This window comes from Ruegeria sp. CJ6 (assembly GCF_056536665.1).
Genome location: NZ_JBQFQB010000008.1, coordinates 64,915 through 90,518, shown reverse-complemented (window position 1 = coordinate 90,518; position 25,604 = coordinate 64,915). Strand labels below are relative to the sequence as shown.

At 57.3% G+C, this 25,604-nt stretch carries 22 protein-coding genes; 12 read left to right on the top strand and 10 right to left on the bottom strand.

Translation table 11 applies throughout. The features are described 5' to 3' along the window. Positions 1–58 precede the first annotated feature (58 nt). From hslO to ACR0BT_RS19190, 8 genes are all read left to right on the top strand, one after another. The gene (gene hslO, locus ACR0BT_RS19225; RefSeq protein ID WP_170399357.1) at positions 59–1,045 is read left to right on the top strand and encodes an Hsp33 family molecular chaperone HslO; all 987 of its coding nucleotides are present in this window, start codon (positions 59–61) and stop codon (positions 1,043–1,045) included. Beyond that, positions 1,035–1,634, top strand: coding sequence for a CoA pyrophosphatase (locus ACR0BT_RS19220; RefSeq protein ID WP_170399354.1), 600 nt, complete (start codon positions 1,035–1,037; stop codon positions 1,632–1,634). The genes hslO and ACR0BT_RS19220 overlap by 11 nt, the downstream gene beginning before the upstream one ends. Then, entirely contained in the window at positions 1,631–2,785 is a 1,155-nt protein-coding gene (locus tag ACR0BT_RS19215) for a CCA tRNA nucleotidyltransferase (protein ID WP_170515472.1), read from the top strand. Before ACR0BT_RS19220 ends, ACR0BT_RS19215 begins: the two co-directional genes overlap by 4 nt. A gap of 194 nt (positions 2,786–2,979) precedes the next feature. Then, entirely contained in the window at positions 2,980–4,818 is a 1,839-nt protein-coding gene (locus ACR0BT_RS19210; RefSeq protein WP_480763857.1) for an ABC transporter ATP-binding protein, read from the top strand. Continuing rightward, on the top strand, positions 4,815–6,647 hold the full coding sequence (locus ACR0BT_RS19205) for an ABC transporter ATP-binding protein (RefSeq protein ID WP_480763855.1): 1,833 nt from the start codon (positions 4,815–4,817) through the stop codon (positions 6,645–6,647). Before ACR0BT_RS19210 ends, ACR0BT_RS19205 begins: the two co-directional genes overlap by 4 nt. Before the next feature lie 39 nt (positions 6,648–6,686). After that, entirely contained in the window at positions 6,687–7,910 is a 1,224-nt protein-coding gene (locus ACR0BT_RS19200) for a class I SAM-dependent RNA methyltransferase (RefSeq protein WP_480763854.1), read from the top strand. 22 nt (positions 7,911–7,932) lie between these two features. Beyond that, a complete protein-coding gene (locus tag ACR0BT_RS19195; RefSeq protein WP_170664229.1) occupies positions 7,933–8,718 on the top strand; it encodes an ion transporter in 786 nt (261 codons plus the stop codon). 62 nt (positions 8,719–8,780) lie between these two features. After that, on the top strand, positions 8,781–9,299 hold the full coding sequence (locus ACR0BT_RS19190) for a L,D-transpeptidase family protein (RefSeq protein WP_170399336.1): 519 nt from the start codon (positions 8,781–8,783) through the stop codon (positions 9,297–9,299). A 7-nt stretch (positions 9,300–9,306) separates the two neighbouring features. Here the strand turns inward: ACR0BT_RS19190 and ACR0BT_RS19185 are convergent, their stop codons facing one another. The 7 genes from ACR0BT_RS19185 to cysQ form a co-directional block, all read right to left on the bottom strand. Beyond that, positions 9,307–10,740 carry a nodulation protein NodH gene (locus ACR0BT_RS19185; RefSeq protein ID WP_480763853.1) on the bottom strand — a complete coding sequence of 478 codons (1,434 nt, stop codon included), beginning with the start codon at positions 10,738–10,740 and terminating at the stop codon, positions 9,307–9,309. Positions 10,741–10,746: 6 nt separating this feature from the next. Beyond that, positions 10,747–12,447 carry a DUF5927 domain-containing protein gene (locus ACR0BT_RS19180; protein WP_480763852.1) on the bottom strand — a complete coding sequence of 567 codons (1,701 nt, stop codon included), beginning with the start codon at positions 12,445–12,447 and terminating at the stop codon, positions 10,747–10,749. After that, the gene (locus ACR0BT_RS19175; protein ID WP_170408823.1) at positions 12,444–13,430 is read right to left on the bottom strand and encodes a glycosyltransferase family 2 protein; all 987 of its coding nucleotides are present in this window, start codon (positions 13,428–13,430) and stop codon (positions 12,444–12,446) included. The genes ACR0BT_RS19180 and ACR0BT_RS19175 overlap by 4 nt, the downstream gene beginning before the upstream one ends. A gap of 146 nt (positions 13,431–13,576) precedes the next feature. Next, positions 13,577–14,593: a glycosyltransferase family 2 protein gene (locus ACR0BT_RS19170; RefSeq protein WP_480763851.1), complete on the bottom strand. Its 1,017-nt coding sequence runs from the start codon at positions 14,591–14,593 to the stop codon at positions 13,577–13,579. Between the two features lie 26 nt (positions 14,594–14,619). Further along, a complete protein-coding gene (gene galE, locus ACR0BT_RS19165; RefSeq protein WP_480763850.1) occupies positions 14,620–15,603 on the bottom strand; it encodes a UDP-glucose 4-epimerase GalE in 984 nt (327 codons plus the stop codon). Then, positions 15,600–16,400 (bottom strand): 3-deoxy-manno-octulosonate cytidylyltransferase, encoded by an 801-nt coding sequence (locus tag ACR0BT_RS19160; RefSeq protein ID WP_480763849.1) that lies wholly within the window; start codon positions 16,398–16,400, stop codon positions 15,600–15,602. The genes galE and ACR0BT_RS19160 overlap by 4 nt, the downstream gene beginning before the upstream one ends. After that, entirely contained in the window at positions 16,400–17,197 is a 798-nt protein-coding gene (gene cysQ, locus ACR0BT_RS19155; protein WP_480763848.1) for a 3'(2'),5'-bisphosphate nucleotidase CysQ, read from the bottom strand. The genes ACR0BT_RS19160 and cysQ overlap by 1 nt, the downstream gene beginning before the upstream one ends. A 122-nt stretch (positions 17,198–17,319) precedes the next feature. Between cysQ and ACR0BT_RS19150 the strand changes: the two genes are divergently transcribed. Continuing rightward, positions 17,320–18,147 (top strand): ABC transporter permease, encoded by an 828-nt coding sequence (locus ACR0BT_RS19150; RefSeq protein WP_480763847.1) that lies wholly within the window; start codon positions 17,320–17,322, stop codon positions 18,145–18,147. A 55-nt stretch (positions 18,148–18,202) separates the two neighbouring features. Here the strand turns inward: ACR0BT_RS19150 and ACR0BT_RS19145 are convergent, their stop codons facing one another. Beyond that, positions 18,203–18,805, bottom strand: a complete 603-nt coding sequence (locus tag ACR0BT_RS19145; protein ID WP_480763846.1) for an alpha-ketoglutarate-dependent dioxygenase AlkB family protein — start codon at positions 18,803–18,805, stop codon at positions 18,203–18,205. A gap of 213 nt (positions 18,806–19,018) precedes the next feature. On the opposite strand from ACR0BT_RS19145, the gene dnaK reads away from it, so the two are divergent. The 3 genes from dnaK to radC all read left to right on the top strand — a co-directional run bounded on the left by dnaK (position 19,019) and on the right by radC (position 23,064). Beyond that, a complete protein-coding gene (dnaK, locus tag ACR0BT_RS19140) occupies positions 19,019–20,926 on the top strand; it encodes a molecular chaperone DnaK (RefSeq protein WP_170399312.1) in 1,908 nt (635 codons plus the stop codon). A gap of 74 nt (positions 20,927–21,000) precedes the next feature. Next, positions 21,001–22,152, top strand: coding sequence for a molecular chaperone DnaJ (gene dnaJ / locus ACR0BT_RS19135; RefSeq protein WP_170408772.1), 1,152 nt, complete (start codon positions 21,001–21,003; stop codon positions 22,150–22,152). Positions 22,153–22,308: 156 nt separating this feature from the next. After that, positions 22,309–23,064, top strand: coding sequence for a RadC family protein (gene radC, locus ACR0BT_RS19130; RefSeq protein WP_170399305.1), 756 nt, complete (start codon positions 22,309–22,311; stop codon positions 23,062–23,064). A 3-nt stretch (positions 23,065–23,067) separates the two neighbouring features. On the opposite strand, the gene ACR0BT_RS19125 is transcribed toward radC, so the two are convergent. Together ACR0BT_RS19125 and ACR0BT_RS19120 are read right to left on the bottom strand one after the other, a co-directional pair. Beyond that, positions 23,068–24,624, bottom strand: coding sequence for a phosphate ABC transporter substrate-binding/OmpA family protein (locus ACR0BT_RS19125; RefSeq protein ID WP_480763844.1), 1,557 nt, complete (start codon positions 24,622–24,624; stop codon positions 23,068–23,070). Positions 24,625–24,651: 27 nt separating this feature from the next. After that, positions 24,652–25,569: a hypothetical protein gene (locus ACR0BT_RS19120; protein ID WP_480763843.1), complete on the bottom strand. Its 918-nt coding sequence runs from the start codon at positions 25,567–25,569 to the stop codon at positions 24,652–24,654. Positions 25,570–25,604 lie beyond the last annotated feature (35 nt).

Sequence of the window (25,604 nt, the reverse complement as noted above, 5' to 3'; positions counted from 1 at the left end):
CAAACTGTTCAACCTATATGGTGGCGGTATGCCAACCTGTGGCGCTTAAGGAAACCCCATGTCTATTGGAACCAAAATCGCGTGGGACGATACCGTCCTGCCCTTTCAACTCGATATACCCGACATGCGAGGCCGCGTGGCCCGGCTGGACGGCGTGTTGGGCGGCATCTTGAAACAGCACGACTACCCGGAGGTGGTCGAGGCGTTGGTGGCCGAGATGGCCCTGCTGACTGCATTGATAGGGCAAACGGTATCGCTGCGCTGGAAGCTGTCTCTGCAGGTGCAATCCAAGGGCGCGGTGCGGATGATCGCAACCGATTATTATGCGCCACAGGTCGAGGGCGAACCCGCGCAGATCCGCGCATATGCGAGCTTTGACCGCGACCGGCTGACCGATGCAGCCCCTTTCGATCAGGTGGGTGACGGGTACTTCGCCATCATGATTGACCAAGGTGAAGGTACACAGCCTTATCAGGGCATCACCCCACTGGCCGGGGGATCACTGAGCGCGTGTGCGGAAGCCTATTTCGCGCAGTCCGAACAGCTGCCGACCCGGTTTTCGTTGAGCTTCGGCAAATCGACCGAACCCGGCGTCGGTGAACACTGGCGCGCTGGCGGGATCATGCTGCAGCACATGCCCAAAGCCTCGCCCTTTGCCGCTTCCGGGGAGGGCAGCGGAGAGATCCTGTCTGCCTCGGATCTGGTGGATGGTGAAGAGGGCGAGAACTGGGATCGCGTCAACATCCTGCTCGACACCGTGGATGATCTGGAGATGATCGGGCCATCCGTTGCGCCAACCGACCTTCTGGTGCGTCTGTTTCACGAGGAACAGCCTCGCGTCTATGATGCACAGCAGGTAAAATTCGGTTGCACTTGTTCCGAAGATCGCGTGCGCCAAAGCCTGTCGATCTATTCGGCGCAGGATATTGCGACAATGACCACGGACGAAGGCACCGTCACAGCAGACTGCCAATTCTGCGGTGCGCACTATGTGCTGGACCCTGCGACCGTCGGGTTCGAGGCCGAAGGCCCGGATGGCGCGTGATCTGATCACAGACCTGACCGAGGCGCTGAGCCGTGATGGGTCCGGGTCCAGTGACTTTGATCTGAACCCGGAAACGGTGCTGCCGGCGGGGCGCAAACTGCGCCCTGCGGGCGTGTTAGTGCCTGTTTCTGTGACCGGAGACGCACCTCGATTGATCTTGACCAAACGCTCTTCGGCGTTGAAACACCATCCGGGCCAGATCGCCTTTCCGGGTGGAAAACAGGATGAGGGCGACATCGACGTTACTGCGACAGCTTTGCGCGAAGCACAGGAAGAAATTGGTCTTCCGCCAGAACTACCCAGTATTCTGGGTCATCTGCCGACTCATGAAACCGTGACGTCCTTTTCGGTCACGCCGGTTGTTGCGATCCTTGAAGCCAGTTTTGAACCAGTCGCCGAACCGGGCGAGGTGGATGAGATCTTCTTCGTTCCGCTTGCGCATGTCCTGAACCCAGAGAATTATGTCGTCGAGTCGCGCCGTTGGCGTGGCCAAAGACGGTATTACTATGCTGTGCCCTATGGCCCCTATTATATCTGGGGTGCGACGGCACGGATGCTGCGGGGATTGGCAGCGCGGATGAGTGAATGAAGCGGATCACAGAAGATTGGTTAACCGACCAAGCCACGCAGGATGTATGCACCGCCCTGACCAACGGCGGGGCGCAGGCGCTATTCGTTGGTGGCTGTGTGCGCAATGCTCTGCTGCAGGCGCCGGTTTCTGACATTGATATCGCCACAGACGCCGAGCCGGAACACGTCGTGGAACTGGCGCAGAAAGCTGGTCTGAAGCCGATACCAACAGGGATAGACCATGGCACCGTGACGATTGTCAGCAAAGGTATCCCGCACGAGGTCACGACGTTTCGCCGTGACGTCGAAACGGATGGTCGGCGTGCTGTCGTCGCCTTTTCCGACAAGGTCGAAGAAGACGCCGCGCGTCGTGATTTCACCATGAACGCGCTTTATGCCAAACCTGACGGCACAATCCTTGATCCGCTGAACGGTTTGCCGGATCTACAGGCGCGTCGCGTACGGTTCATCGGGGAGGCCAGTGATCGCATCCAAGAAGACTACCTAAGGTCGCTCAGATATTTCAGGTTTCATGCTTGGTACGGGGATGTGGATGGTGGCTTTGACCCCGCTGCACTGGATGCAATAGCTGCAAATTTGGACGGGTTAGAGACACTTTCGCGCGAACGGGTCGGGGCAGAGATGCTAAAACTGCTCGCTGCGCCTGACCCCGCGCCGTCGGTTGCCGCCATGCGCGTCACTGGCGTTTTGGCGCAGCTCTTACCCGGGGCTGATGACCGGGCACTGCCGATCCTGATTCAGCTGGAACAAGACGCCCATGCAGCGCCCGAAGCGATTCGTCGTTTGGCCGCGATTGCATCGCCCGAAGTGGCCAAAACCCTGCGTCTTAGCCGCGCGCAACTGCAGCGTCTGGCTCGGATGCGCGACGAAGCGATGGCGACGACCAGTGTCGCAGAATTGGGTTATCGCTATGGGTCGGAAGGCGGATTGCACGAGACACTTTTGCGTCATGCATTTCTTGAACAGCCTTGGTCCGAAGACCTGAACCGAGCTTTGCAAAAAGGGTCCGCGGCCAGTTTCCCGATCAAGGCGGCGGATTTGATCCCCGCCTTCTCGGGCCCCGCGCTGGGTGCAAAACTGGCCGAGCTTGAGGCGCGTTGGATCGCGTCGGATTTCGCGCTTAGCCGCGAAGAATTGCTTGCCGACTGATTTGAAGTCTCAAAAAGGGATGACAAACCCGAATTGATTTGGCAGGGTGCGCCTGACTCATATGGAGGGAGGAATGCGAATGTATTACGGGATCTGGTTCGGCTAAAGCCCGGAACACTTTGACCCGTAGGGGTGGTGTTCTGGCGCCATCTTTCTTCGCATGACCTATTTTCTGCTCAATCGGAGCACACTCCATGTTTCGCTACTTCGAAAACCTCATTGACCCTTTTGTTGCCTATGAACAGGTAGACAAGCCACCGACGCGGCTGTGGCCTTTCATGCTGGGCTACTCGCAGCCTTTCAAACGCGTTTTCGTATTGGCCGCGCTGATGTCCGTGGTCGTTGCTGCTGTCGAGGTCGGGCTGATCTTTTATATGGGTCGCGTTGTGGACCTGTTGGGCAGTTCTCCTGCTGAATTCTGGCAGGCGCACGGGACTGAATTGGTCGTGGTTGCCGCCTTGATCCTGTTTATTCGTCCCATCCTTCAGCTTGTTGACGTCTTGCTGCTCAACAACACAATCCTGCCGAACTTTGGGACTCTGATCCGTTGGCGGGCGCATAAACATGTTCTGCGTCAATCGGTTGGCTGGTTCGAGAATGACTTTGCCGGGCGCATCGCAAACCGGGTTGTTCAGACCCCGCCCGCCGCGGGTGAGGTGGTCTTTCAAGTCTTTGACGCGATCTCGTTCTCGATCGCCTACATGATCGGTGCGGCCATTCTGCTTATGGCGGCTGATCCGCGACTGTTGCTACCATTGCTGATCTGGCTGGTGTTTTACGGTGCGCTGGTGCGCTGGACCGTTAAGCGGGTCGGCCCGGCATCTCAGGCGGCGTCGGATGCACGCTCGACCGTGACGGGCCGGGTGGTGGACAGCTATACCAACATCCACTCGATCAAGATGTTTGCCCATGACACTCAGGAACAGGACTATGCGCGCGAGGCGATTGCGGAAACCCGCCGCACTTTCCAGATCGAGATGCGGATTTTCACCATTATGGATGCCGCGCTTGTTGCGCTGAACGGTGTGCTGATCGTGGGAGTCGTCGGTTGGGCAATCCTGCTTTGGGCGCAAGGTAGCGCAACGGTGGGAGTGGTGGCCGCCGCCACGGCACTAACACTACGGTTGAATGCCATGACCGGGTGGATCATGTGGGCGCTGACCAGCTTCTTTCGCGAATTGGGTATCGTTGCCGAGGGTATGCAGACCATCGCGCAGCCCATCGATCTGTTGGACGAACCTGATGCGAAACCTTTGCGGCTTGGTAATGGCCAGATCGAAATACGCGATCTGTCTCATCACTATGGACGAGAATCCGGTGGTTTGGATCACGTCAACTTGACCATCCGGCCAGGCGAAAAGATCGGCCTGATCGGCCGCTCCGGTGCCGGAAAATCGACTCTAGTAAAGCTACTTTTGCGATTTTACGATGTCGAGAAGGGCGCGATCCTGATCGATGGCCAGGATATCTCGAAGGTCACGCAGGACAGTTTGCGCGGCCATATTGGTATGGTTCAGCAGGACAGTGCTCTGTTACACCGCTCGGTTCGGGCCAACATCCTCTATGGTCGGCCTGATGCGACCGAAGAACAGATGATTGCCGCTGCGAAACAGGCCGAGGCGCATGAGTTCATCCTCGATCTGCAAGACCCGGAGGGCCGCACTGGCTATGATGCGCATGTGGGCGAGCGGGGCGTGAAACTGTCGGGCGGTCAGCGGCAGCGTGTAACGCTGGCGCGGGTGATCCTGAAAGACGCGCCGATTTTGCTGTTGGACGAGGCGACATCTGCCCTAGATTCCGAAGTCGAAGCCTCGATACAGGAAACACTCTACGGCATGATGCAAGGCAAGACCGTGATCGCCATCGCGCACCGGCTCAGCACGATTGCTCAGTTGGATCGCATCCTTGTGATGGATGGCGGCCGGATCGTTGAACAAGGTGGTCATTCCGATCTGTTGGCGCAAGGAGGGCTTTACGCTCAGTTCTGGGCGCGGCAATCTGGAGGCTTCCTGAACCCGGAGGCCGCTGAATGAGGATTGCCGACCTCATCCAACCGTTCAAAGACACAGAAACGCCCCCGCCGCAAACGCTGGGGGCGTTCATCCGTTGGAGCTTGTCCGGCGCCTGGCCGATGCTGTTCGTCGCAGCAGCCTTCTCGGCGATCGCGGGTGCGATGGAAGCTGGCACCGCCTGGGTCCTGGGCCGCGTCATTGATCTGACCACTAACAGCAGTCCCGAGACGTTTCTGACCGGCGGCAATCTCGCGATCATTTTGGGTGCTGTCGCATTCTTCATGCTTCTACGCCCCGCACTGTTCGGCCTGTCGTCGGTGGCAAATAACTACATCGTCATGCCCAACATCACGCCGTTGGTTTTGGCAAAACTGAACCGCTGGACGCTGGGCCAGTCGGTGACCTATTTCGATGACGATTTCGCCGGACGTATCGCCCAAAAACAGATGCAGACATCGAACGCCATGACGCAAGTGGTGTCCGAAACAATCAGCGCTATTGTCTTCGCTATTGCCTCACTTGCAGGCTCACTGCTTTTGTTAGGGTCTATTCACCCGCTTGTGATGCTGCCATTTGTTGCCTGGCTTGTTGTCTATTTCCTGCTGGTGCGCTGGTATCTTCCACGCATCCGCGTACGCTCTGCCGCGCGGGCGGGGGCGCGGGCGATGGTGTCGGGGCAGGTGGTCGATACGATCACCAACATCAAGACCGTCAAGCTGTTTGCCCATTCCGAGTTCGAAGATCATACCGCCCGAAATTCCATGGTCGACCTGCGTGAACGGTCGCTGGAATTCGGCAAACTATCGGCCAGTTTCCGGTTCATCCTGATGACTCTGGCGGGGGTTCTGCCGGTCCTGTTGATCGGCGCAACGCTATGGCTGTGGCGGGCGGGTGGCGCGACCGCCGGGGATATCGTAGCGGCGGGGGCCGTGGCGATACGCATCTCGCAAATGACAGGCTGGGTCAGTTTCACACTGATGGGTCTTTACGCAAATGTCGGTGAGATTGAAAACGGGATGCATACTCTGACCAAGCGCGACCGGGTCGAGGACGCGATGAACGCCTCTGAACTGATCGTCTCAGAAGGGGAGATTGCGTTTGATCATGTCAGTTTTGCTTATGGCCGCGATATTGGCGGTGTCTCCGATCTGCATTTCACCGCCGCACCGGGCGAAAAGCTGGGCATTGTCGGGGCGTCTGGTGCAGGGAAATCAACGTTGGTTTCACTGCTGCTCAGGCTCTATGACGGCGAAAAAGGCGTCATTCGCATCGACGGGCAGGATGTCAGCCAAGTCACTCAGGACAGCTTGCGCCGCCAGATCGGCATGGTCACGCAGGAAACCGCAATGTTCAATCGTTCGGCGCGCGAGAACATCCTCTATGGTCGTCCTGACGCGACTGAAGATGAGCTGATAGAGGCCGCGACCAAAGCCGAGGCGCATGAATTCATACTCGGTCTCGAGGATGCGCAAGGACGCAAGGGCTATGACGCGCATCTGGGCGAACGCGGCGTGAAGCTGAGCGGCGGGCAAAGACAGCGGATCGCCCTGGCTCGCGCTATCCTGAAAGACGCACCGATATTGGTTCTGGACGAGGCGACGTCGGCATTGGACTCCGAGGTCGAGGCAGCGATTCAGACGGCACTGCACCGGGTGATGCAGGGCAAGACCGTGCTGGCTATTGCCCACCGCCTGTCCACGCTTAGCGAGATGGATCGGATTATTGTTCTGGACCACGGTCACATCGTTGAAAGCGGGACGCACGAGGCTCTGCTGGAGCGTGGCGGGTTGTACGCCCGGTTCTGGCATCGCCAATCGGGCGGCTTCATTCAGGCCGAGGCTGCAGAATAAAGGGTTTTGTTGCGCTCAAACCCCAGTTATCAGGCCTCCATGACGCAGCAATACACAATAAACCGCCTTGGACATCAGGGCGACGGAATCGCCGATGGTCCGATCTATGCGCCACGCACTCTGCCGGGTGAAGTGGTCAGCGGTACGTTGCTGGGTCAGTTTCTGAACGATATTCGCGTCGAAACACCCTCGGATCAGCGGGTGAAGGCACCCTGCCGTCATTACAAGGCCTGCGGCGGCTGCCAGTTGCAACATGCGACCGATAATTTTGTCGCCGAGTGGAAAGTTGAGGTGGTGCGCAACGCGTTGGCCGCGCAGGGGCTCGATGCCCCGATGCGGCCCATTCACACTTCGCCTGATCGATCCCGCCGTCGGGCCACCATCGCCGTGCGGCGCACCAAGAAGGGTACGCTGGCCGGGTTTCATGGTCGCGCTTCTGACACGATTACCGAAATCCCGGATTGCCATTTGCTGCACCCAACCTTGATTGCTGCCATCCCGGTGGCCGAAGCCTTGGCGTTGTTGGGTGGCAGTCGGAAAGGTGTGTTGGCCGTAACGCTGACCCTGTCCGAAGGCGGATTGGATGTTGCGGTCAAGGGCGGCAAACCGCTGGATGGACCGTTGGAGCTGGCGCTCGCGCAGGCGACCGAGCATCACGGCCTTGCCCGGCTTAGTTGGGATGATGAGGTTATCGCCATGCGTGTACCTCCGATCCAACGCTTTGGAACCGCTGGCGTCACCCCACCGCCCGGAGCGTTTTTGCAAGCCACAAAAGACGGAGAACAGGCTCTATTACAGGCCGTTTCCGATGCGACGCAGGGGGCCAAGCGGATTGTCGATCTATTCGCGGGCTGCGGAACCTTCTCGCTGCCGCTGGCGCAGACGGCCGAGGTGCATGCGGTTGAAGGTGAGGCCGAGATGACGAAGGCCTTGGATCAGGGCTGGCGCAAGGCGCAAGGCTTGAAACACGTCACGACCGAGGCCCGAGACCTGTTCCGCCGCCCGCTCATGCCCGATGAACTCAAGAAATTCGACGCCGTTGTGCTTGACCCGCCGCGCGCTGGGGCCGAGGCGCAGGTGGCCGAGCTGGCGCAGGCCATGCGCCCGGTGGTTGTTTATGTCTCGTGCAACCCGATCACCTTTGCCCGTGACGCAAAAACGCTGGTTAACGCCGGATATGCCCTTGAATGGGTACAGGTGGTTGACCAATTTCGATGGTCGTCACACACCGAACTTGCTGCTCGGTTCATTTTGAACAAATAATCCTGAGATAAGGACCACCCGCATGGTGATCGCCCAACGACTGCTGCCCATCATCGAAGCACCGGCTTTCGGGAAATTCATCACCGGTGTGATCCTGTTCAACGCGGTACTGCTGGGGATGGAGACATCGCCCACGCTGATGGACGCAGCGGGTCCACTGATCGTGACGTTGGACAAGCTGTGCCTTACCATATTCGTCATCGAAATCGTCATGAAACTGATCGCCACAGGGCGCCGGTTCTTCACCAGCGGCTGGAATGTGTTTGATTTCGTGATCGTGGGCGTCGCCCTAGTTCCCAGTGCAGGGGCGCTTTCAGTTCTGCGGGCACTGCGTATCCTCCGGGTCCTGCGTGTCATCTCGGTCGCGCCGCGCCTGCGCCGAGTGGTCGAAGGCTTCATCTCAGCCCTGCCGGGCATGGCCAGCGTGTTCCTGCTGATGGCGATCCTGTTTTACATCGGCGCTGTGATCTCAACCAAACTTTTCTCGGGCACGTTCCCCGATTGGTTCGGTGATCTGGGTCTGTCGGCCTATACGCTGTTCCAGATCATGACGCTGGAAAGCTGGTCCATGGGCATTGTCCGCCCTGTGATGGAGGTGTATCCCTACGCTTGGCTTTTCTTTGTTCCCTTCATCATGGTGACCACCTTTGCGGTGGTGAACTTGCTGGTCGGTCTCATCGTGAACTCGATGCAGGACGCGCACCATGCCGAGGATGAGGTCAAGACCGATGCCTATCGTGATGAGGTTCTTGAAAGGCTGGAATCGATCGAACGCCGCCTGGCGGAACAGTCGAACAGCAAAAAGTGATTTAAGTTTCGCGAAAATCTGACATAATAATTGACAAAAAAGAGCATCAGGCAGTGAAAATAATGGATCGTCGAGCATTCGGAATGGGCGCAATGGCAACGCTGAGCCTTTCAGCATGTGCCTCAGCCAAACCCAGATTTCTTTCTTATCGCGGGCCCGAGGTGACCTCGATGGTCATCAACAAAGGTGCACGCAAGCTGTATTTGCTCCATAACGAGCAGATTTTGCGGGAGTACGATATCGATCTAGGATTTGCACCCACCGGCACGAAAAACAAAAAAGGCGATGGTCGTACGCCCGAGGGTACCTATCTGATCGACCGCCGCAATCCGCGCAGCAGGTATCATCTATCGTTGGGTATATCGTATCCCAATTCGGAAGACTTGGCTAAAGCCAAGGCCGCAGGTGTTGATCCGGGCGGCGACATCTTCATTCACGGACAACCCAATCTGCGATCCGAGTTCAAGCGGGCGAAGAAGACCCCGGATTGGACGGCAGGTTGTATTGCGGTCAAGAATGATGAGATCGAAGAGATCTACGCCATGGTGAATGAAGGAACCGTGATTACCCTGCGCCCCTAAGCAAGGTTCAAAGCGGTTTCCAGTCACCAAATCCAAATATTGTATAGTCGCGCTGGTATGCTTCCTTCGCCAGCGCTTCAAGCTGTGCGTCGTAAATCTGATCAAGTGCAAACGGCGCGTCCGGCTTGGCCCTGTTTGGGGTTGGCGGGGCTGTATGCCCAACTTTGTAGGCAAGGTCGGGCAAGGCGGTTTCCATCTCATCCTCGCGCAGGATCAGGTCGGGCATGGTGAAACCGGCCATGCCTTCCAGCGTCTGCGCCTGTCCGCACCATTCCCCATCCACACGGATCGGGGTTTGACCCGCCAGAATACTGCGTAGCATGCCCAGAAAGGCCGCGAACGCCTCGGAATGCTGATCGCGGGTATAATTGCTGAGATCACCCTTGGCAGGCAGAGGCACCTTGTACCGTCGGCTCAGCCTATTGCGAATGCTGACATATGCGCCGGGGCCTGTGTGCAGAATACGGTCGCAGAACACCGCATGCGCGCGCGCCAGCGGATGGCGTAGCACCGTGAATTTGCGGTGACCGGGATGATCCTGCATCCATTGACGGGTCTGTTTTTGATTGCGGCCGGTGATCAGGTCGGCTTGTGACACCCCGTCCAGATCGGAAATCCACTGCACCACTTCAGCCTCGGGGCCGCCGCGCACCGGAAGGTACATCAGCGAAGTTTGCGCAGCACCCACATAGCGCGAAACAGCCGGCCCGCGGTGCGGCTCGTAACTCGGGATATGGTGTAGCTTGAAGCGGTCACGTTGCGACAGGGCCAGCTCCATATCATCCGGATTGGTCACTTTCGACAGGGCAGGCGCTGGGTTTTGACGTTTGAGATGCTGGTTCAGCTCCTTAAGACGTGCGCTGACGCCAAGCCACGCGGCAAGGCCGTTCAGAACGTCCAAATCTGTTAGATCGTCATAGTCGATATAGAACGGTGTTTGCCCGGTGGTCTGCAGATGTTTGAGCACTGTTTGTTGAAATGCTTGCCGCTGGTCGAGCTGTTCGGCGAATTCTTCGGCATCGAAGGTGATTTGCGCCTCCCGACGTTGCTTGATGTTCACCAACCGCCACTGCTTTGTTTCCAAGGCGATTTTCCACGATATGTAGCTATCCAGAGGGTTGCGCATCAGAATGATTTTGGCGCAGCGCGGATCATCCAGCGCCGGTGGCAGCGCCCGCGCATCGTGGTCGCTGAAAAAGCGAAAGCCGTTCATCTCGCCCGGCGCGTTTCGGATGGCGTCGATCAGCGCCATCGGGTCGCGTTCACGATCTTCCAGGGTAAAGCCCAGAACGCTGTCCAGTTTTGGCAGGCCGACGAAATAGGGGTTAAACGCTTCTCCGTGACACGTGACGCCATCCAGCGTGTTCAGCTGCAATTCAAGCAGGTTCGAACCGGTCCGCATATCGGCCAGAACGATGAAATAATCGAAGCGGCGGGTCATTTTATGTTACTGCACCAAATAGGGCTTCTTGAACGATTTGGACTGTGCGCCAAACACGTCATTCACAGGGAAATCCCCCATCAGATAGGGATGCATCCCTTGGTTCTTGAGGTTTTGCAGGAACTTTCCGAACCCGGTCAGATCGACCATCGTCGGTGCCTCGGTCAGATGCGTGGGTTTGGGCGCGCCCATGTCCTCCAGAACGGTCTGCAGTTGTTCCATGGGGGATTCCACAAACTCTGCCATTGTCCATATTCGAATGCGCGTCTTTGCCCGAGCGGCATCCAGCAGCTTGAGCTGTTTGCTTTCGATCTGTTGTAGGCGGGCAGCTTCGCACCGGATATCGGCAAAATTCAGGTTCGAACGAAACAATGGAACCGCCCAGGCCCCCGAGATGACCGCAATATGTGCATTCTGGTCTTGCGTCAGGAATTCATTGATTTTCTGAATATCCGTTGGCCCGAATTGAAAGCACTGACGCTCGCCTCGTGTATTCCAGATGAGGTTCGACAGAAAGGCCGAGGGGTTATAGTCGCGTAGCGTGGCGCAATCGCTGAGCGCACCGTTGATGATCGTCTCATCTTCGGCAAATTGCGCCCGTTCGGGACCGAACAGGTGCCCATGCACCCGCCCGCCGATGGCGTTTGTCAGCCAAGGTTCGAAATCCTCGAACAACTCGGTAAAGCCTTGAAACACCGAATAGGGAAAGGCTGTCAGGCTGCGCTCCGTAGCCGCGCGAGGGAAGCGGCTTTGCATATAAAGACCATCACGACCGCGAACGCGCCGCTCGACCGCTTTGGAAAACACCCGGTCGATCTTGCCGGGGTTGGGCTCGGCCGGGGTCAGTGCGCCTTCGTGGTCGGTCAGGAAGGTCTGATACAACCGGTTCGCGCTGTGCCAGACTTTGCGCGCCACGAAACAGTCGGACCGGCGCAGCAATTGTAGGTGATCGTCGTAGAACATGTGCGGCCGACCTTGATGGTCGAACTTCGACAGAGTCAGCGATCGGCTTTCGATATGGGTGGAATAGAGCCGTGCCAGTGTCTGAAAATAGCTTTCATCGGGAATCCAGACCTGGCGGAAATAGCGATCATATTCGGCGCGCTTAGGATCCTGAAGAATGGCCGACAAGGTTTGGCGGGTCAGACACCACCACTGGCTGCCCATATGGGGCACCAGACCGTCTGGAATTCTGCGGCGCAGACCGAGGGCGCGTTGCAATCGCACGTAATTGTCAAACAGTTTTCGTTGCCTGCGCCATGAGAAGGGGAACCGCAGGGTGAAACGCTCCAGGTCCAGGCCGCCGATCGTCCAGCTCACGTCGCGCGTGGTGGCGCTTTCGATGAAATCGACACGGGGTCGGTCGGCCAAATAGTCGATCAGATCAGCGACCGGACGCAGCGGCAGACACGCGCCTGAAGACAGATATACATGCCGGACGTTCGGAAACTTCTCCAACATAAGCGATGCGGCGGATTGTGATGCGGCGACAATACCCCAGCCGCCCCATTCACAGACATGGCGTTTTGAAAACAGGATCAGCGGTTCATCCGAACAAGCGGCGACAAAATCGGAATAAGCCGGATCGCCGACTTTCTGATCTACATGAATGACCACAGGACAGCCCGAGGCGGCCCAATGGCGTGCCACCTGCTCAACCCGATCCAGCGCGGTGTGCACCAGCATTACGATGCCCAAGGTGCTCATGCCCAGTTCCCCTTGGACATCAGGCCGAGGATCTCAATCTGTCGCCAGTTGATGTATTTCTCGGACCATTTGTTCCAGAAAACCGGATTATCCTCTAACTGCTTGGCATAAGCCTTGTACTCGCCCGACGCAGCATAGTGCTGTCCGCGCAGCAACTCTTCTTTAGCTTTTTCCCCAAGCGTATTGATCAGCTTTGCATGCAGCAGCGCTCCGCTGGTTTTTTCACCGCCCTGCTCTTCATAGACCTGATTGAGCCCGCGCGGCAGCAAGGCGTGGGTTGAGCTGACATAGGCGTAGCGCCGGTGCCATTTCACAAGAGGTATCTTGTTCAGGGCCGGAGCCTTCAGGGGATTGTTCTGAAAGAAAACCCGTGCGCGTGCACCGCCTTGAATCCACAGATTCCCATAGGTCGGGTTGCGGGTAATCATGAAGTTGCCTGAATCGAACCAAGGCGCGACTTCAAAAGGGTTCTGGCCCTCATGATAGGGCGCATCCATGATTCCGGTTTCGGGATACATGTCGATCAGCATGGTGCCGAAACTGCGCACACCAGTATCGTCCAGCCAGTCGGTCAGGGCGCGGATCGGGCGGGTATCGCAAAAAGGATAGATAAAGAATTCATCCGGATCGACCGTCAGAACCCAGTGCTTATGCGCATAGCGGCGCAGCAGGTAGTTGGACCAATCCAGACCAAAGGTCGCATTCTTGTAACCTACATCCGTCCACCACAGCGAAACGTCCGGCTGGCTGCTCAGGTATTCGTGGGTGCCGTCATCGCTGTTGTTGTCCACGCACAGGAAGTGATTGATGCCAAGCTTTCGATAGTAGTCTAAGAAATAGGGAAGGCGGATCTTTTCGTTCCGCATCACACTCATCAACAAGATGTCGTTTTCTTTGATCTTGTTGGTGTTATCTTGCACCGCTTTCAGATCCCGACGCCGACGTAGGCAACGCAGCAGGCGGCGCTTGCGCCGCAATCTCATGCGATAGGAATCCAAAAGGCTCACGCGGCTGCCCAACCTTTTTTGATACGCGCGTCTGCCCGGGGCCGCCTGAGGCCTGAGTGGTGCCGGACATTAACGTTTTATGACATCTCTGCACCTTGTGAGGCAACGGGTTTAAATCCGGTTTACTTCCCCCCTGTGGCAGGAAATCCGCCCGCGTTCATGAGCCCAAGGTCTTGTAACTGTTGCCAATCACCTAGTTTGACCGAGTCAGAAGTCCAAAGATCAGGCCCGCTGATGATCCCGTCATAATAGGCGCCGAACCGATCGGGGTCGTGAAAATGTTGCCGCCTCTGTTTTTCGATCCGCGATTTGTCGACAACCTCGGGCAGGAATTTCGTGTGTAACAACACGCCCGAGGCGGTCTGCCCACCCGGACCGTCATATTCAAAATTCAGGAACCGGGGCAGCGCGGAATGGCACGAATTCACATAGGCCATATGCCGTGACCACCGGGTCAGAGGGATTTTGTTCAGGGTCGGTGATTTTTGGGGCTGATCTGCAAAAAACACCCGCTCGCGTACGCCTCCCTGAACCCAAAGGTTGCCCATCGGCCTTTGGCGCTGGGCACGATAGGGGCCGGGGTCAAACCAGTTCAGGCAATCGGTTGGATCGGAATGCGGATCATAACTTTGCTTGCCCAGCCGACCTTTGGGATAGAGATCCAGCATCATCGCCCCAAACGTGGTTTGACCGCGCGCGTCCAGCCATGCGGTCAAATCGCGCAGCGTATGGGTGTTGTGATGGGCGTAGATCACCAACTCATCGGCGTCGACCATCAACGTCCAGTGGTCGTGCCCAAATTTCCACTGCAGCCAAGTCAGCCAATCCAACCCGAACCGAGACGCGCGATAGCTCGCCGTAGTCCGCCACAGCGACACATCCGGCTGTTTAAGCAAATACGGGACCGAGCCGTCATCGCTGCCATTATCCACCATCAGAAAATGATCAACGCCCAGCGTGCGATAATGGTGAAAGAACCACGGCAGACGGCTGATCTCATTCCGCAGCGTAGTAAAGGCCAGAATGGCGCTGGGCGTGATCTTTTGCGTGTTGTCAGTCAACGACTTCAGTTGATGGCGGCTGCGAAAAGATCGCCACAACAGCCGCTTGCGTTTCAGGCGCAGCTTGTAGCGCTGCACCCAGGTAAGCGGCTGATCCTCAAGCCTCACTTGGTATAGCTGCCATTCTGATGCCAACGCCAGGCATCCGTGATCATCGTCTCTAACGTTGATCTTTTTGGTGTCCAGCCCAGCTCTTCCTTGGCTCGGACCGAGCCTGAAACTAGACGCGTGCAATCCCCGGCTCGGCGCGGGCCGATGCTATACGGCACCGCACGGTTGGTGACGGCTTTGGAATGCTCGATGATTTCCATCACCGAAAACCCCGACCCGGTGCCCAGATTGAACACGCGGCTTTCTTTGCCCTGTTCTAGCCACTTTAGCCCCAGTACATGTGCATCGACCAGATCACAGACGTGTACATAATCGCGGATGCAGGTGCCGTCGGGTGTGTCGTAATCGGTGCCGAATACAGTCAAGCCACCCCGCTTGCCATCGATGGCGTCCAGCATCAGCGGCACCAGATGGGTTTCTGGTTGGTGAAACTCTCCAACTTCGGCATCCGGGTCGGCCCCGGCCACGTTGAAATAGCGGAAGATCACGTGCTTCAGGCCATATGCGGCTTGGAAATCACGTAAGATGTCCTCGATCGCTCGTTTCGAGGCACCATAGGCATTCAATGGCTGCTGCTGAGTGCTCTCGTCCAGCACAACGTTGTCATGTTCGCCATAGGTGGCGCAGGTCGACGAGAACATAAAGTTCAAACATCCCGCATCCACAGCCGCCTGTATCAGTGTCAGCGAACCGGTGACATTGTTCGACCAATACGTTCCGGGCTCAACCATCGCTTCGCCGACCTGACTGAGGGCGGCGAAATGTATCACGGCGGCGGGTTGGTATTTGGCGAACACTTCGTCCAGCCGGGCGCGGTCCAGCAGGTCGCCCTGCTCGAAAGGGCCGAATTTCACCGCGTCCTGCCATCCGGTGACAAGATTGTCATAGGTTACGGGCGTATACCCCGCCCTTGCCAGTGCCTTGCAGGCATGAGAGCCGATATAACCTGCGCCACCTGTAACCAGAATATTTGTCATTCAAGCCCCATAGCGGCCATCATTTCTTCGATCTTGGCCACGTCCTGCGGGTTGTTCAGCTCCCAGAACTGACGACCTTTGGCTTCAACTTCGACACACAGAACCTTGCGGCCGTTTTCCATGAAGCGCAGCTGTTCCAACCCTTCCAGTGTCTCCAGCGGACCGCTAGTCCAGCCCGGATAAGCAGTCAGAGCGTCAGGCCGATAGGCATAAACTCCGACGTGGTGGAATACCGGTGTCGGGTCACTGCTGGCATAGGTCTCGGCTGTGAAAGGGATCACTTCTTTCGAGAAGTAAAGCGCGCTGTGGTCATTGCCGAACACCGCTGTAGTGCCCCCGACCCGGCCTTGCTTGCGATCGTTCAGTAATCCGTTCAGTGCGTCCCCGTCACAGCGCAGCACGGGGGTGGCCACACCCGCATCTGGCGCGTTGCGCAGACCCGAGATCAGGTCTTCAACAAACCAATGCGGGGTCAAAGGCGCATCCCCTTGCAGGTTGACGACGATGTCATAACCGCCACCCAGAGCCGAGTGCGCCTCGGCGCAGCGTTCGGTACCGTTGCGGCAGGTGTCTGAAGTCATCACCACCTCGGCACCAAATCCCTTTGAGACTTCGCGGATACGGTCATCGTCGGTTGCCACAACCACGCGATCTACGCCTGACACGGAAATCGCAGCGCGCCAGGATCGTTCGATCAGAGTCATGCTGGTTCCGTTTGCCCCGGTCAGCGGAACCAGAGGTTTGCCTGGATAGCGGGTCGAAGCGTAGCGCGCGGGAATGACAATCAATACTGACATCAGGCTTCCTTCAGCTCAACGCCTGGAGCATAGGCGATGAAAAATGGATTGGCATAGCCGTCTTTGCCATAGGTCAGCGGCGAATGGTCGTCAAAGCGCACCACATGTCCGCCCGCACCGGCCAGAACCGCGTGGCCCGCAGCGGTGTCCCACTCCATGGTGCGGCCAACACGGGGGTAGAGGTCGGCCTCTCCCGTCGCCACCAGACAGAACTTCAGCGACGACCCGGCACTTTTGCTGTCGCGCACCTGATATTTGTTGATGTAATCCTCGGTCGCCTGATCCCGATGCGACTTGGATGCAACGATCATCAGCGCCGAATTGTTTGGTTTAGAGATTGATATTGGCGTCAACACACCCGGCTGATCTTTGTCCAGTGCGCCGGTTTCCTCGACAGCTTGCCCATCGGCTTGCGTATAGAACATCCGCCCCCGCGCAGGTGCGTAAACCACACCGCGCGTCGGCACGCCGTTCTCGACCAGAGCAATATTTACCGTGAAATCGCCCCGTCGGTTGATGAACTCTTTGGTGCCGTCCAAAGGATCAACGATCAGAAAGGTATCACTCTTTTCGGAATGCGAAGCTGCCTGTTCCTCGGTCACCAGCAGGATATCTGGAAAAGCCTCGCGCAATCCGGCCGAGATCAAAGCATCCGCCGCCTCGTCCGCCTCGGTTACTGGGCTTGAGTCTGACTTGACCTTGACGTCGAAATCATCCGCTTCGTAGATCTGCATGATCTTGTCGCCTGCCTGCAAGGCCAGCCGCCGGATGACGGGAATAAGCGCGTCATAAGTCACAAAAAAGCTCCGTTCCTGTGGTTTGTTGATCAGGGCATCTCACGGACTTATGATGCGATGGATACGGAACAGCAAGAATTTCGTGCCAATTTGCGGCTGACATAGCAGGAAAGAGTATTCGAGTGTTTCACTTCAAGAGAAATCAGTCATTGCTGGGCGGGGCTTTCACCACCGCCGAGCTGATATTCCATGCAGTAGTTCGCAATATCCGGTCGCAGCACTCCAACGCGGTGATGGCAATCCTGATCAACATTGTTCAGGTCGTCCTTCTGGTGACGGCGTTTTATATACTTATGACGCTAATTGGTCGAATGACTGGCATGGCCAAAATCCGGGGCGAGATGGTTTTGTTCCTGCTCTCCGGAGTTTTTTTGTTCCTGACGCATATCAAGTCTGTCACTGCAATCGCCGGGGCTGGATCCGGCAACAATCCGATGACTCTGCACTCGCCAATGACAATGATGGTGATGTTGTCAGCATCTGCCTTCGGTATACTTTATACGCAGCTTATCTCGATCCTTGTCATCCTGTTCGTCTACAGCGTAGCCGTCTCGCCTCTTGTGGTCCAAGAGCCCGGCGGTGCATTTGGGATGCTTTTGCTGGCCTGGTTCACGGGATGCTCGGTCGGTTTAGTGTTGTTGGCGCTGAAACCCTGGTTTCCCAATACGGTAAGCATCCTGAAAAATGTGTACCGTCGATTGAACATGATATTTTCGGGCAAGATGTTCGTTGGCAACGCGCTAGGTGGGTTCATGCTGACCTTGTTTGCCTGGAACCCACTGTTTCACATCATCGATCAATGTCGTGGTTTTGTGTTCCGAAATTATTTTCCCCGGAACACCAGTTGGGAGTACGCGCTTTGGGTCGGAATAGTTTTAACAATGATCGGCCTGCTGGGTGAGTTCTATACCCGCAGGCAGGTCTCGAAAAGCTGGGATGCGCGACGCTGATATTTGCTGTGCGTGCTGTATTCTGAAAACCTGTTCCCGGATATTGGATCGCACTTCACATTGCGACTCTCAAAGTCAGGTTGATGCGTCCGCCCTTTGGCAAAAGTTTGGATGATCCAAACCGGATGCGATCCACCCCGTGATAGGTCAAGCGTGCCGGGCCGCCCATGATCGCCACATCGCCCGAGCTCAGCCAGATCGACTCGGTCTTGCCGCCCCGCGTGGTGTTACCGATACGGAACAGCGCGTCATCGCCCAATGAAATCGACAGCACGGGCCACGAGAAATCGGCCTCATCCTTGTCCTGATGCAGGCCCATCTTGGCGCCTTCACCGTAATAGTTGATCAGACAGCAATCGGGCTGGCGATCCGCGCCGGTCAGGTCCTGCCAGATGGTCAAAATCTCATCTGGAATCGCGGGCCATGTCATGCCCTTTGGATGCGTGTCCTGATACCGATAGCCCGCCCGGTCAGTGACCCATCCCAGCACCCCGGCCGAGGTCATGCGCACTGACATTTCCTTGCCCGAAGGTGTCACGGGCCGATAAAGCGGTGCCACTTTCAGAATCGGCCTAAGCAGGTCAACTAGATGCGACTGCGCCGCCGCATCCAAATAGCCTTTCCGAATATCAAATCCGCGCAATAACAGCCGCGCCATTCCAGAATCCCCAAACCTTGCCAAAACCTTGCCAAAAAAGGCCACAGATTCCCGAAAACCTGCGTTTCTGAACGCTTGCAGGCCCCTGTTCTCGCCCTTATATACGCCTCGACGCGCGATGGTGTAGTGCTGTCGCGCACATCAATCGGGGGCAGGATGCCGCAACGGGTCCAACCCTCGGGACATCGCCTTGAATGGAAAGGGATTGAAAATATGGGAAAAGTAATCGGGATTGACCTCGGTACCACCAACTCGTGTGTGGCCATCATGGACGGCTCGCAGCCGAAGGTCATCGAAAACGCCGAAGGGGCGCGGACCACGCCCTCGATCGTCGCTTTTACAGAAGATGAGCGTCTGGTCGGTCAGCCTGCAAAACGTCAGGCGGTCACCAACCCCGACAACACGATCTTTGGCGTCAAGCGTCTGATCGGTCGTCGTGTGGATGATGCAGAAGTCGAAAAAGACAAGAAAATGGTGCCCTACGCCATCGTTGATGGCGGCAATGGCGACGCGTGGGTTGAAGCCCGCGGTGAAAAGTACTCCCCAAGCCAGATCTCGGCCTTCACTCTGGGCAAGATGAAGGAAACCGCAGAAAGCTATCTGGGTGAGGAAGTCACGCAGGCGGTTATCACCGTTCCGGCATACTTCAACGACGCACAGCGTCAGGCCACCAAAGACGCCGGTAAAATTGCCGGTCTGGAAGTGCTGCGGATCATCAACGAACCGACAGCGGCTGCTCTGGCCTATGGTCTTGACAAGGAAGAAACCCAAACCATCGCGGTTTATGACCTTGGTGGTGGTACTTTCGACGTAACCATTCTGGAAATCGACGACGGCCTGTTCGAGGTGAAGTCGACCAACGGCGATACCTTCCTGGGTGGTGAAGACTTTGACATGCGCATCGTCAACTACCTGGCGGATGAGTTCAAAAAGGAACACGGTGTCGACCTGTCTGCCGACAAGATGGCCCTGCAGCGTCTGAAAGAAGCCGCTGAAAAAGCCAAGATCGAGCTGTCCTCGACCTCGCAGACCGAGATTAACCAGCCGTTCATCTCGATGGGCTCGAACGGTCAACCGCTGCACATGGTCATGAAACTGACCCGTGCCAAGCTGGAATCGCTGGTGGGCGACCTGATTAAGAAGTCGATGAAGCCTTGCCAGGCTGCCCTGAAAGACGCAGGCCTGTCGGCTGGCGACGTGGATGAGGTTGTTCTGGTCGGTGGTATGACCCGGATGCCGAAAGTGATCGAAGAGGTCACCAAGTTCTTCGGTAAGGAGCCGCACAAGGGTGTGAACCCGGACGAAGTTGTTGCCATGGGCGCCGCCATTCAGGCCGGTGTTCTGCAGGGCGACGTCAAAGACGTGGTTCTGCTGGACGTGACCCCGCTCAGCTTGGGCATCGAGACGCTGGGTGGCGTATTCACCCGACTGATCGACCGCAACACGACCATTCCGACCAAGAAGTCTCAGGTCTTCTCGACCGCCGAGGATAACCAAAACGCCGTGACCATCCGCTGTTTCCAGGGTGAGCGCGAAATGGCTGCGGACAACAAGATCCTGGGTCAGTTCAATCTAGAAGAGATCCCACCCGCACCGCGCGGCATGCCTCAGATCGAGGTGACTTTTGACATCGACGCCAACGGCATTGTCTCGGTTTCGGCCAAGGACAAAGGCACCGGCAAAGAGCAGAAGATCACCATTCAGGCCTCGGGCGGTCTGTCGGACGAAGATATCGACAAGATGGTCAAGGATGCCGAGGAAAACGCCGAGGCGGACAAGGCCCGCAAAGAGCTTGTCGAAGCCAAGAACCAGGCCGAAAGCCTTGTTCACGCGACCGAGAAATCGATCGAGGAACATGGCGACAAGGTCGACCCGTCGACCGTCGAAGCGATCGAGCTGGCCGTTGCTGCGCTCAAGGATGAGCTGGAAACGGACAATGCCGACAAGATCAAGTCGGGCATCCAGAACGTGACCGAAGCGGCCATGAAACTGGGTGAGGCGATCTATAAGGCACAGGCGGAAGAGGGCGAAGATGAGCCCGCAGCCGCAGATGCCGCGCCGGGTGACGATGACATTGTCGACGCCGAGTTCGAAGATCTGGACGACGACAAGCGTAACTAACGGGTAACCGGGCCAATTTGGGCCGGTCCGGTTGCCGGGCCGGCCCGATTACGTTGAGGCAGAAGGAAATACTGATGTCCAAACGCGACTATTACGAAGTGCTCGGCGTGTCCAAGGGCGCTTCTGCGGATGAGATCAAGAAAGGCTTTCGCTCGAAAGCCAAACAGCTGCATCCCGATCGCAACAAGGACAACCCCGATGCCGAAGCGCAGTTCAAAGAGGCCAACGAGGCTTACGATGTTCTGCGCGATGCTGAAAAGAAAGCCGCTTATGACCGCTTTGGTCACGCCGCGTTTGAAAACGGCATGGGCGGTGGCGGCGGCCGTCCCGGTGGCGGCTTCGGTCAGGGCGATTTCTCCAGCGCGTTCTCTGACGTGTTCGACGACCTGTTCGGCGACTTTATGGGTGGCCAGCGTGGGGCAGGCGGGGGCCGTCGCGCCGCACGCGGTTCAGACCTGCGCTATAACCTGCGGGTCACGCTGGAAGAGGCTTATGCAGGCCTGCAGAAAACCATAAACGTTCCTACGGCTGTGGCCTGTTCCTCTTGCGAGGGAACTGGTGCCGAAGGTGGAGTTGAACCTACTGCATGTCCGACTTGTTCCGGCATGGGCAAGGTTCGCGCGCAACAGGGCTTTTTCACGGTTGAGCGCACCTGCCCGACCTGCTCTGGTTTGGGTCAGATCATCAAGAACCCTTGTAAGTCGTGCCAAGGTGCGGGGCGCGTTGAAAAAGATCGCGCATTGTCCGTGAACATCCCTGCCGGTGTCGAGACCGGCACTCGGATTCGTCTGGCCGGTGAGGGCGAGGCCGGAATGCGTGGTGGTCCTCCGGGTGACCTCTATATTTTTGTGGAAGTTTCCGAGCACAAGCTGTTCGAACGTGACAGCGTGAACCTCTATTGCCGTGTGCCAGTCAGCATGGCCAAGGCAGCACTTGGCGGTTCGATCGAGGTTCCGACCATCGACGGTGGTCGCGGTCGTGTTCAGATTCCTGCCGGCAGCCAGTCGGGCCGCCAGATGCGCCTGCGTAGCAAAGGCATGCCCGCCCTGCGCGGCGGAGGCATCGGGGATATGTTCATCGAACTTGCCGTGGAAACTCCGGTCAATCTGACCAGTCGTCAGAAAGAACTTCTGCGTGAGTTTGACGATTTGGGTGAAGATAATCACCCGGAATCTAAAAGCTTTTTCTCTTCTGTAAAGTCCTTCTGGGATGGCATGAAGGGTTAAACGGTTAAGCAGGGGCTCTGCCCCCATCGCCCTTTGGGCGACTCCCCCGAGATATTTATGGCCAGATGAAACAGGGGATCCGTCTGTTGCCGATCCGGCGGGCAGGGATAGGGCGCGTTAACTTTTCGGAAACCGATTCTGCGTCAGAGTGGTGTTATGACCCAAGACGCCTTTGCCGAAGCCCCCATGCTGTTCGATACGGATGAAGCACCGGCGCAGCCGCTGCCCGTTGGTCGGTTACCCTCCTACATCAAAGACCATCGCAAGCGGCTGCGCGAAAGGTTCATGTCTGGCGGATCAGCAGCGATGCCGGATTATGAACTGCTGGAACTTGCTCTGTTCCGATCCATCCCGCGCCAGGATGTGAAACCGCTGGCTCGGGCACTGATGGAAGAGTTTGGTGATTTCAATCGTGTGTTGACGGCACCCGAGGAACGGCTGCGTCAGATCAAAGGCGTTGGGGACACGGTGATTACCGATCTGAAAATCCTTGAGGCCTGTGCCCATCGCATGGCGCGTGCCCGGGTGATGCAACGGCATGTGATCTCGGGGTGGGATGCGCTTCTGGACTATTGTCACACCACGATGGCGCACCGCGAGATCGAGCAGTTTCGTGTGTTTTATCTAGATCGCAAGAATGTGCTGATTGCGGATGAAGAGCAGGCCAAAGGCACGGTGGATCATGTGCCGGTCTATCCGCGAGAGGTCGCGAAGCGGGCGTTGGAACTCAATGCCTCGGCTCTGATCCTGGTCCACAATCATCCATCCGGTGATCCGACGCCGTCGCAGTCGGATATCGATATGACCAACCGGATTCAGGATGCGTGTTCCGCCCTTGGGCTGACTTTGCATGATCACCTGATCATCGGGAAATCGGCTGAACTGAGTTTCCGCTCGCAAGGCTATTTGTAAGGGTTATCGGATCCAAACTTCGACCCGACGATTCACCTTGCGGCCCCATTCGGTGTCGTCGCAGGCCATCGGCATGGCCTCGCCAAAGCCCTCGACACTGATTTCGATGCTGTCGGGGAGGCTGGTTTCGACCGATGCCAGCACTGCGTTTCGGACGGTTTTGGCACGCTGCAGGGCAATACGTGAATTTGCGACCGCCGCGCCCTCGCCGTCACTAAACCCAACAAAGATCAATTGACGCGCCTCCAACGTTCCGCTTTCCAAAGCTTGCGCAAGGTTCAAGATGTTTGACCGGGACTGAGCATCGGGTCGCGACGACCCCGGTTCGAACCGAAATGACAAAGATAGCCGCGAAAGTGGACGGAGGGTTTCGATCATGCGCTGCAACTCTTCCAACCCGACCTCAGCTCCACCGGTGCTGATCGCATTGGCCAGCCGATCGCCTTGCAGCCCAACCTGGATTGTTTCAAGGGATTGATCGACAAATCCGGCTTGCCGGATGACCATCTGTGCGGCGCTGCTTTGGGTATAGGCCAAAAACTGTCGCGCGACTTTGGGCAATCGTCTTTGTGGCAAATAGAAAAACATGGGTGAGGTCAGCGGATAATCTTCGGTCTTGACCGATTGCCGCGTTGCCGGCAAGGCATGTCCGCACCCACCGGTCAGAGGCAGGGCGCGCACAGTCCCGGCCTCGGCAAGACTGGCGACGCCGAGCGCGAACGGGTCGTTCGAGACCGTGCGCACCAGATTGCTGTTTCGATCGTGGCGCGTGATCTGAGCGGTCATATGTGCGTTGGCAGGTGCTAACAGCAAATCCTCGACCGCCTGATCCAGCCCGGAACCGACCTGTGGCAGATGCAGAGAGATCGGCGCATCAGGCCCACCGAGATCGCCCCAATTTGCGACCTCGGCGGTGAAAACCTTCACCAGATCAGCAAGCGATATCTGGCGCACGGGATTGTCGGCCGACACGATTGGCACGATTGCATCCAGAGCCAAGACGCGCGACCGACGGGTATGCGTCAGATCTCCGAGCCCGGCGGCTTTGGTCAACTCCAGTTCGTCTGATCGAATTTCCCGCTGCGCCAACACGACATCTGCGGTGTTCTCAACCAGATCGATAAAGCCGTCAGCCGTATCCGTTGCACGAAATATGAACCTCGCCAAAGGCGCCTGCCGATCAGGGTGATGCAGAGCGTAGACCCGCAGGTCTCCGGTGCCCTCGGGCTGTGACAGGGTTAACCCTTCCTCGATGGCAAAGCCCTGTGCAAGTGCGGGCAGCAGCGTCTCGGCGATCACTGATGAGCCAGCGAACCGAACTTCGGCCACAAAATCCGTCAGGTTGGGGCAAGCTGGGCCGTCGCAGGTGACCCCCGATCCATCGACCGTCAGCTCTCCGAATTGCGTATCGACACGGTAGAATTCACCGTCGTAACCAAGAAGGGTGCCGACCACTTCTACCTTGCCGTCATGCGAGGTCAAAGTGATGTCCTGCGCGAATACGCTCTGTGCCAAGGATAAGGCAAAAAGCGCGGCGAACGCCGCACGAAGAATGTTCATTGGAAACCGTAGATCTGCCTGCTGCTTTTATTTGGCAGCGATTGTCAGGTCTGAGAACAGATTATTCAACACCAGAAAATCGCCAGCTGCCTCACAACCGGGCATATCCAGCGACAGGTCGCGTGAGCGTAGCCGTTCCGCGCGCCATTCCAACGATTGCACGCTTAGGGGCTTGCCGCAATTTGCTTCGGTGACCTCAGTTTCAACCGACAGAGTGATACTTCCGGCCTCGGTTGCGGTCTCGATGGGGTATGAATAAACCTCGATATTGCGCGCGACGTCCGAACCGCCCTGACCCAGATGGATCACCGAGCCCGCGCCGCCGGTCTGGGACCCGGACCACACGTGGCCTTCTTCCCCGTAACCTGCGCCGAATTCCAGCGCATGAAGCTGCAGATCGGTTTCGCCCTGCCACTGCAAGGCAACCCGGTTGAAGCTGTTGATCTCGGGCACATGCGTCGTCGCAACGGTGCCTTTCTCATCCGGCAGCGAGATCAGGAAAATAGCGTATTCCGACAGCGCCGGGATGGTCAGGTTCAAGCCGCCAAGCGCATCGGTCTCGGTGCTGAAAACCAGCCCGTTGTGATGAACCTCAATGGTCTCATTGGCGTGGCAGGGGGCCTTGACCCGCAGCCGTACGTTGGCGCCGGGCACAGCCATGGCGCGCGCGCTCATATCGCAATTCGAAGGCAAACGGCTGGTTTCTGGCGCTGAGCGTATGGATTGAGATAGATCCTTGGGACGCGCTTCTGTCGGGGAAGAAGAGGTCAGGACAACGCTTTCCAGTCCGGTCAGGTCCGAGTCCTGTTCCGAGATCGAAGCGACGCGTTCACCGCTCGGCTCAGCATTGGGTTGCTGCGCCGATCCGCTTTGCATCAAATATCCAATGGCCAGAGCGCAGGCAACGGTTCCGCCCGTGGTCACGTAGTTCTTAATGACAAACAAGACACCCTCCCCAGTTGAAGGAGCGAGTCGCAATT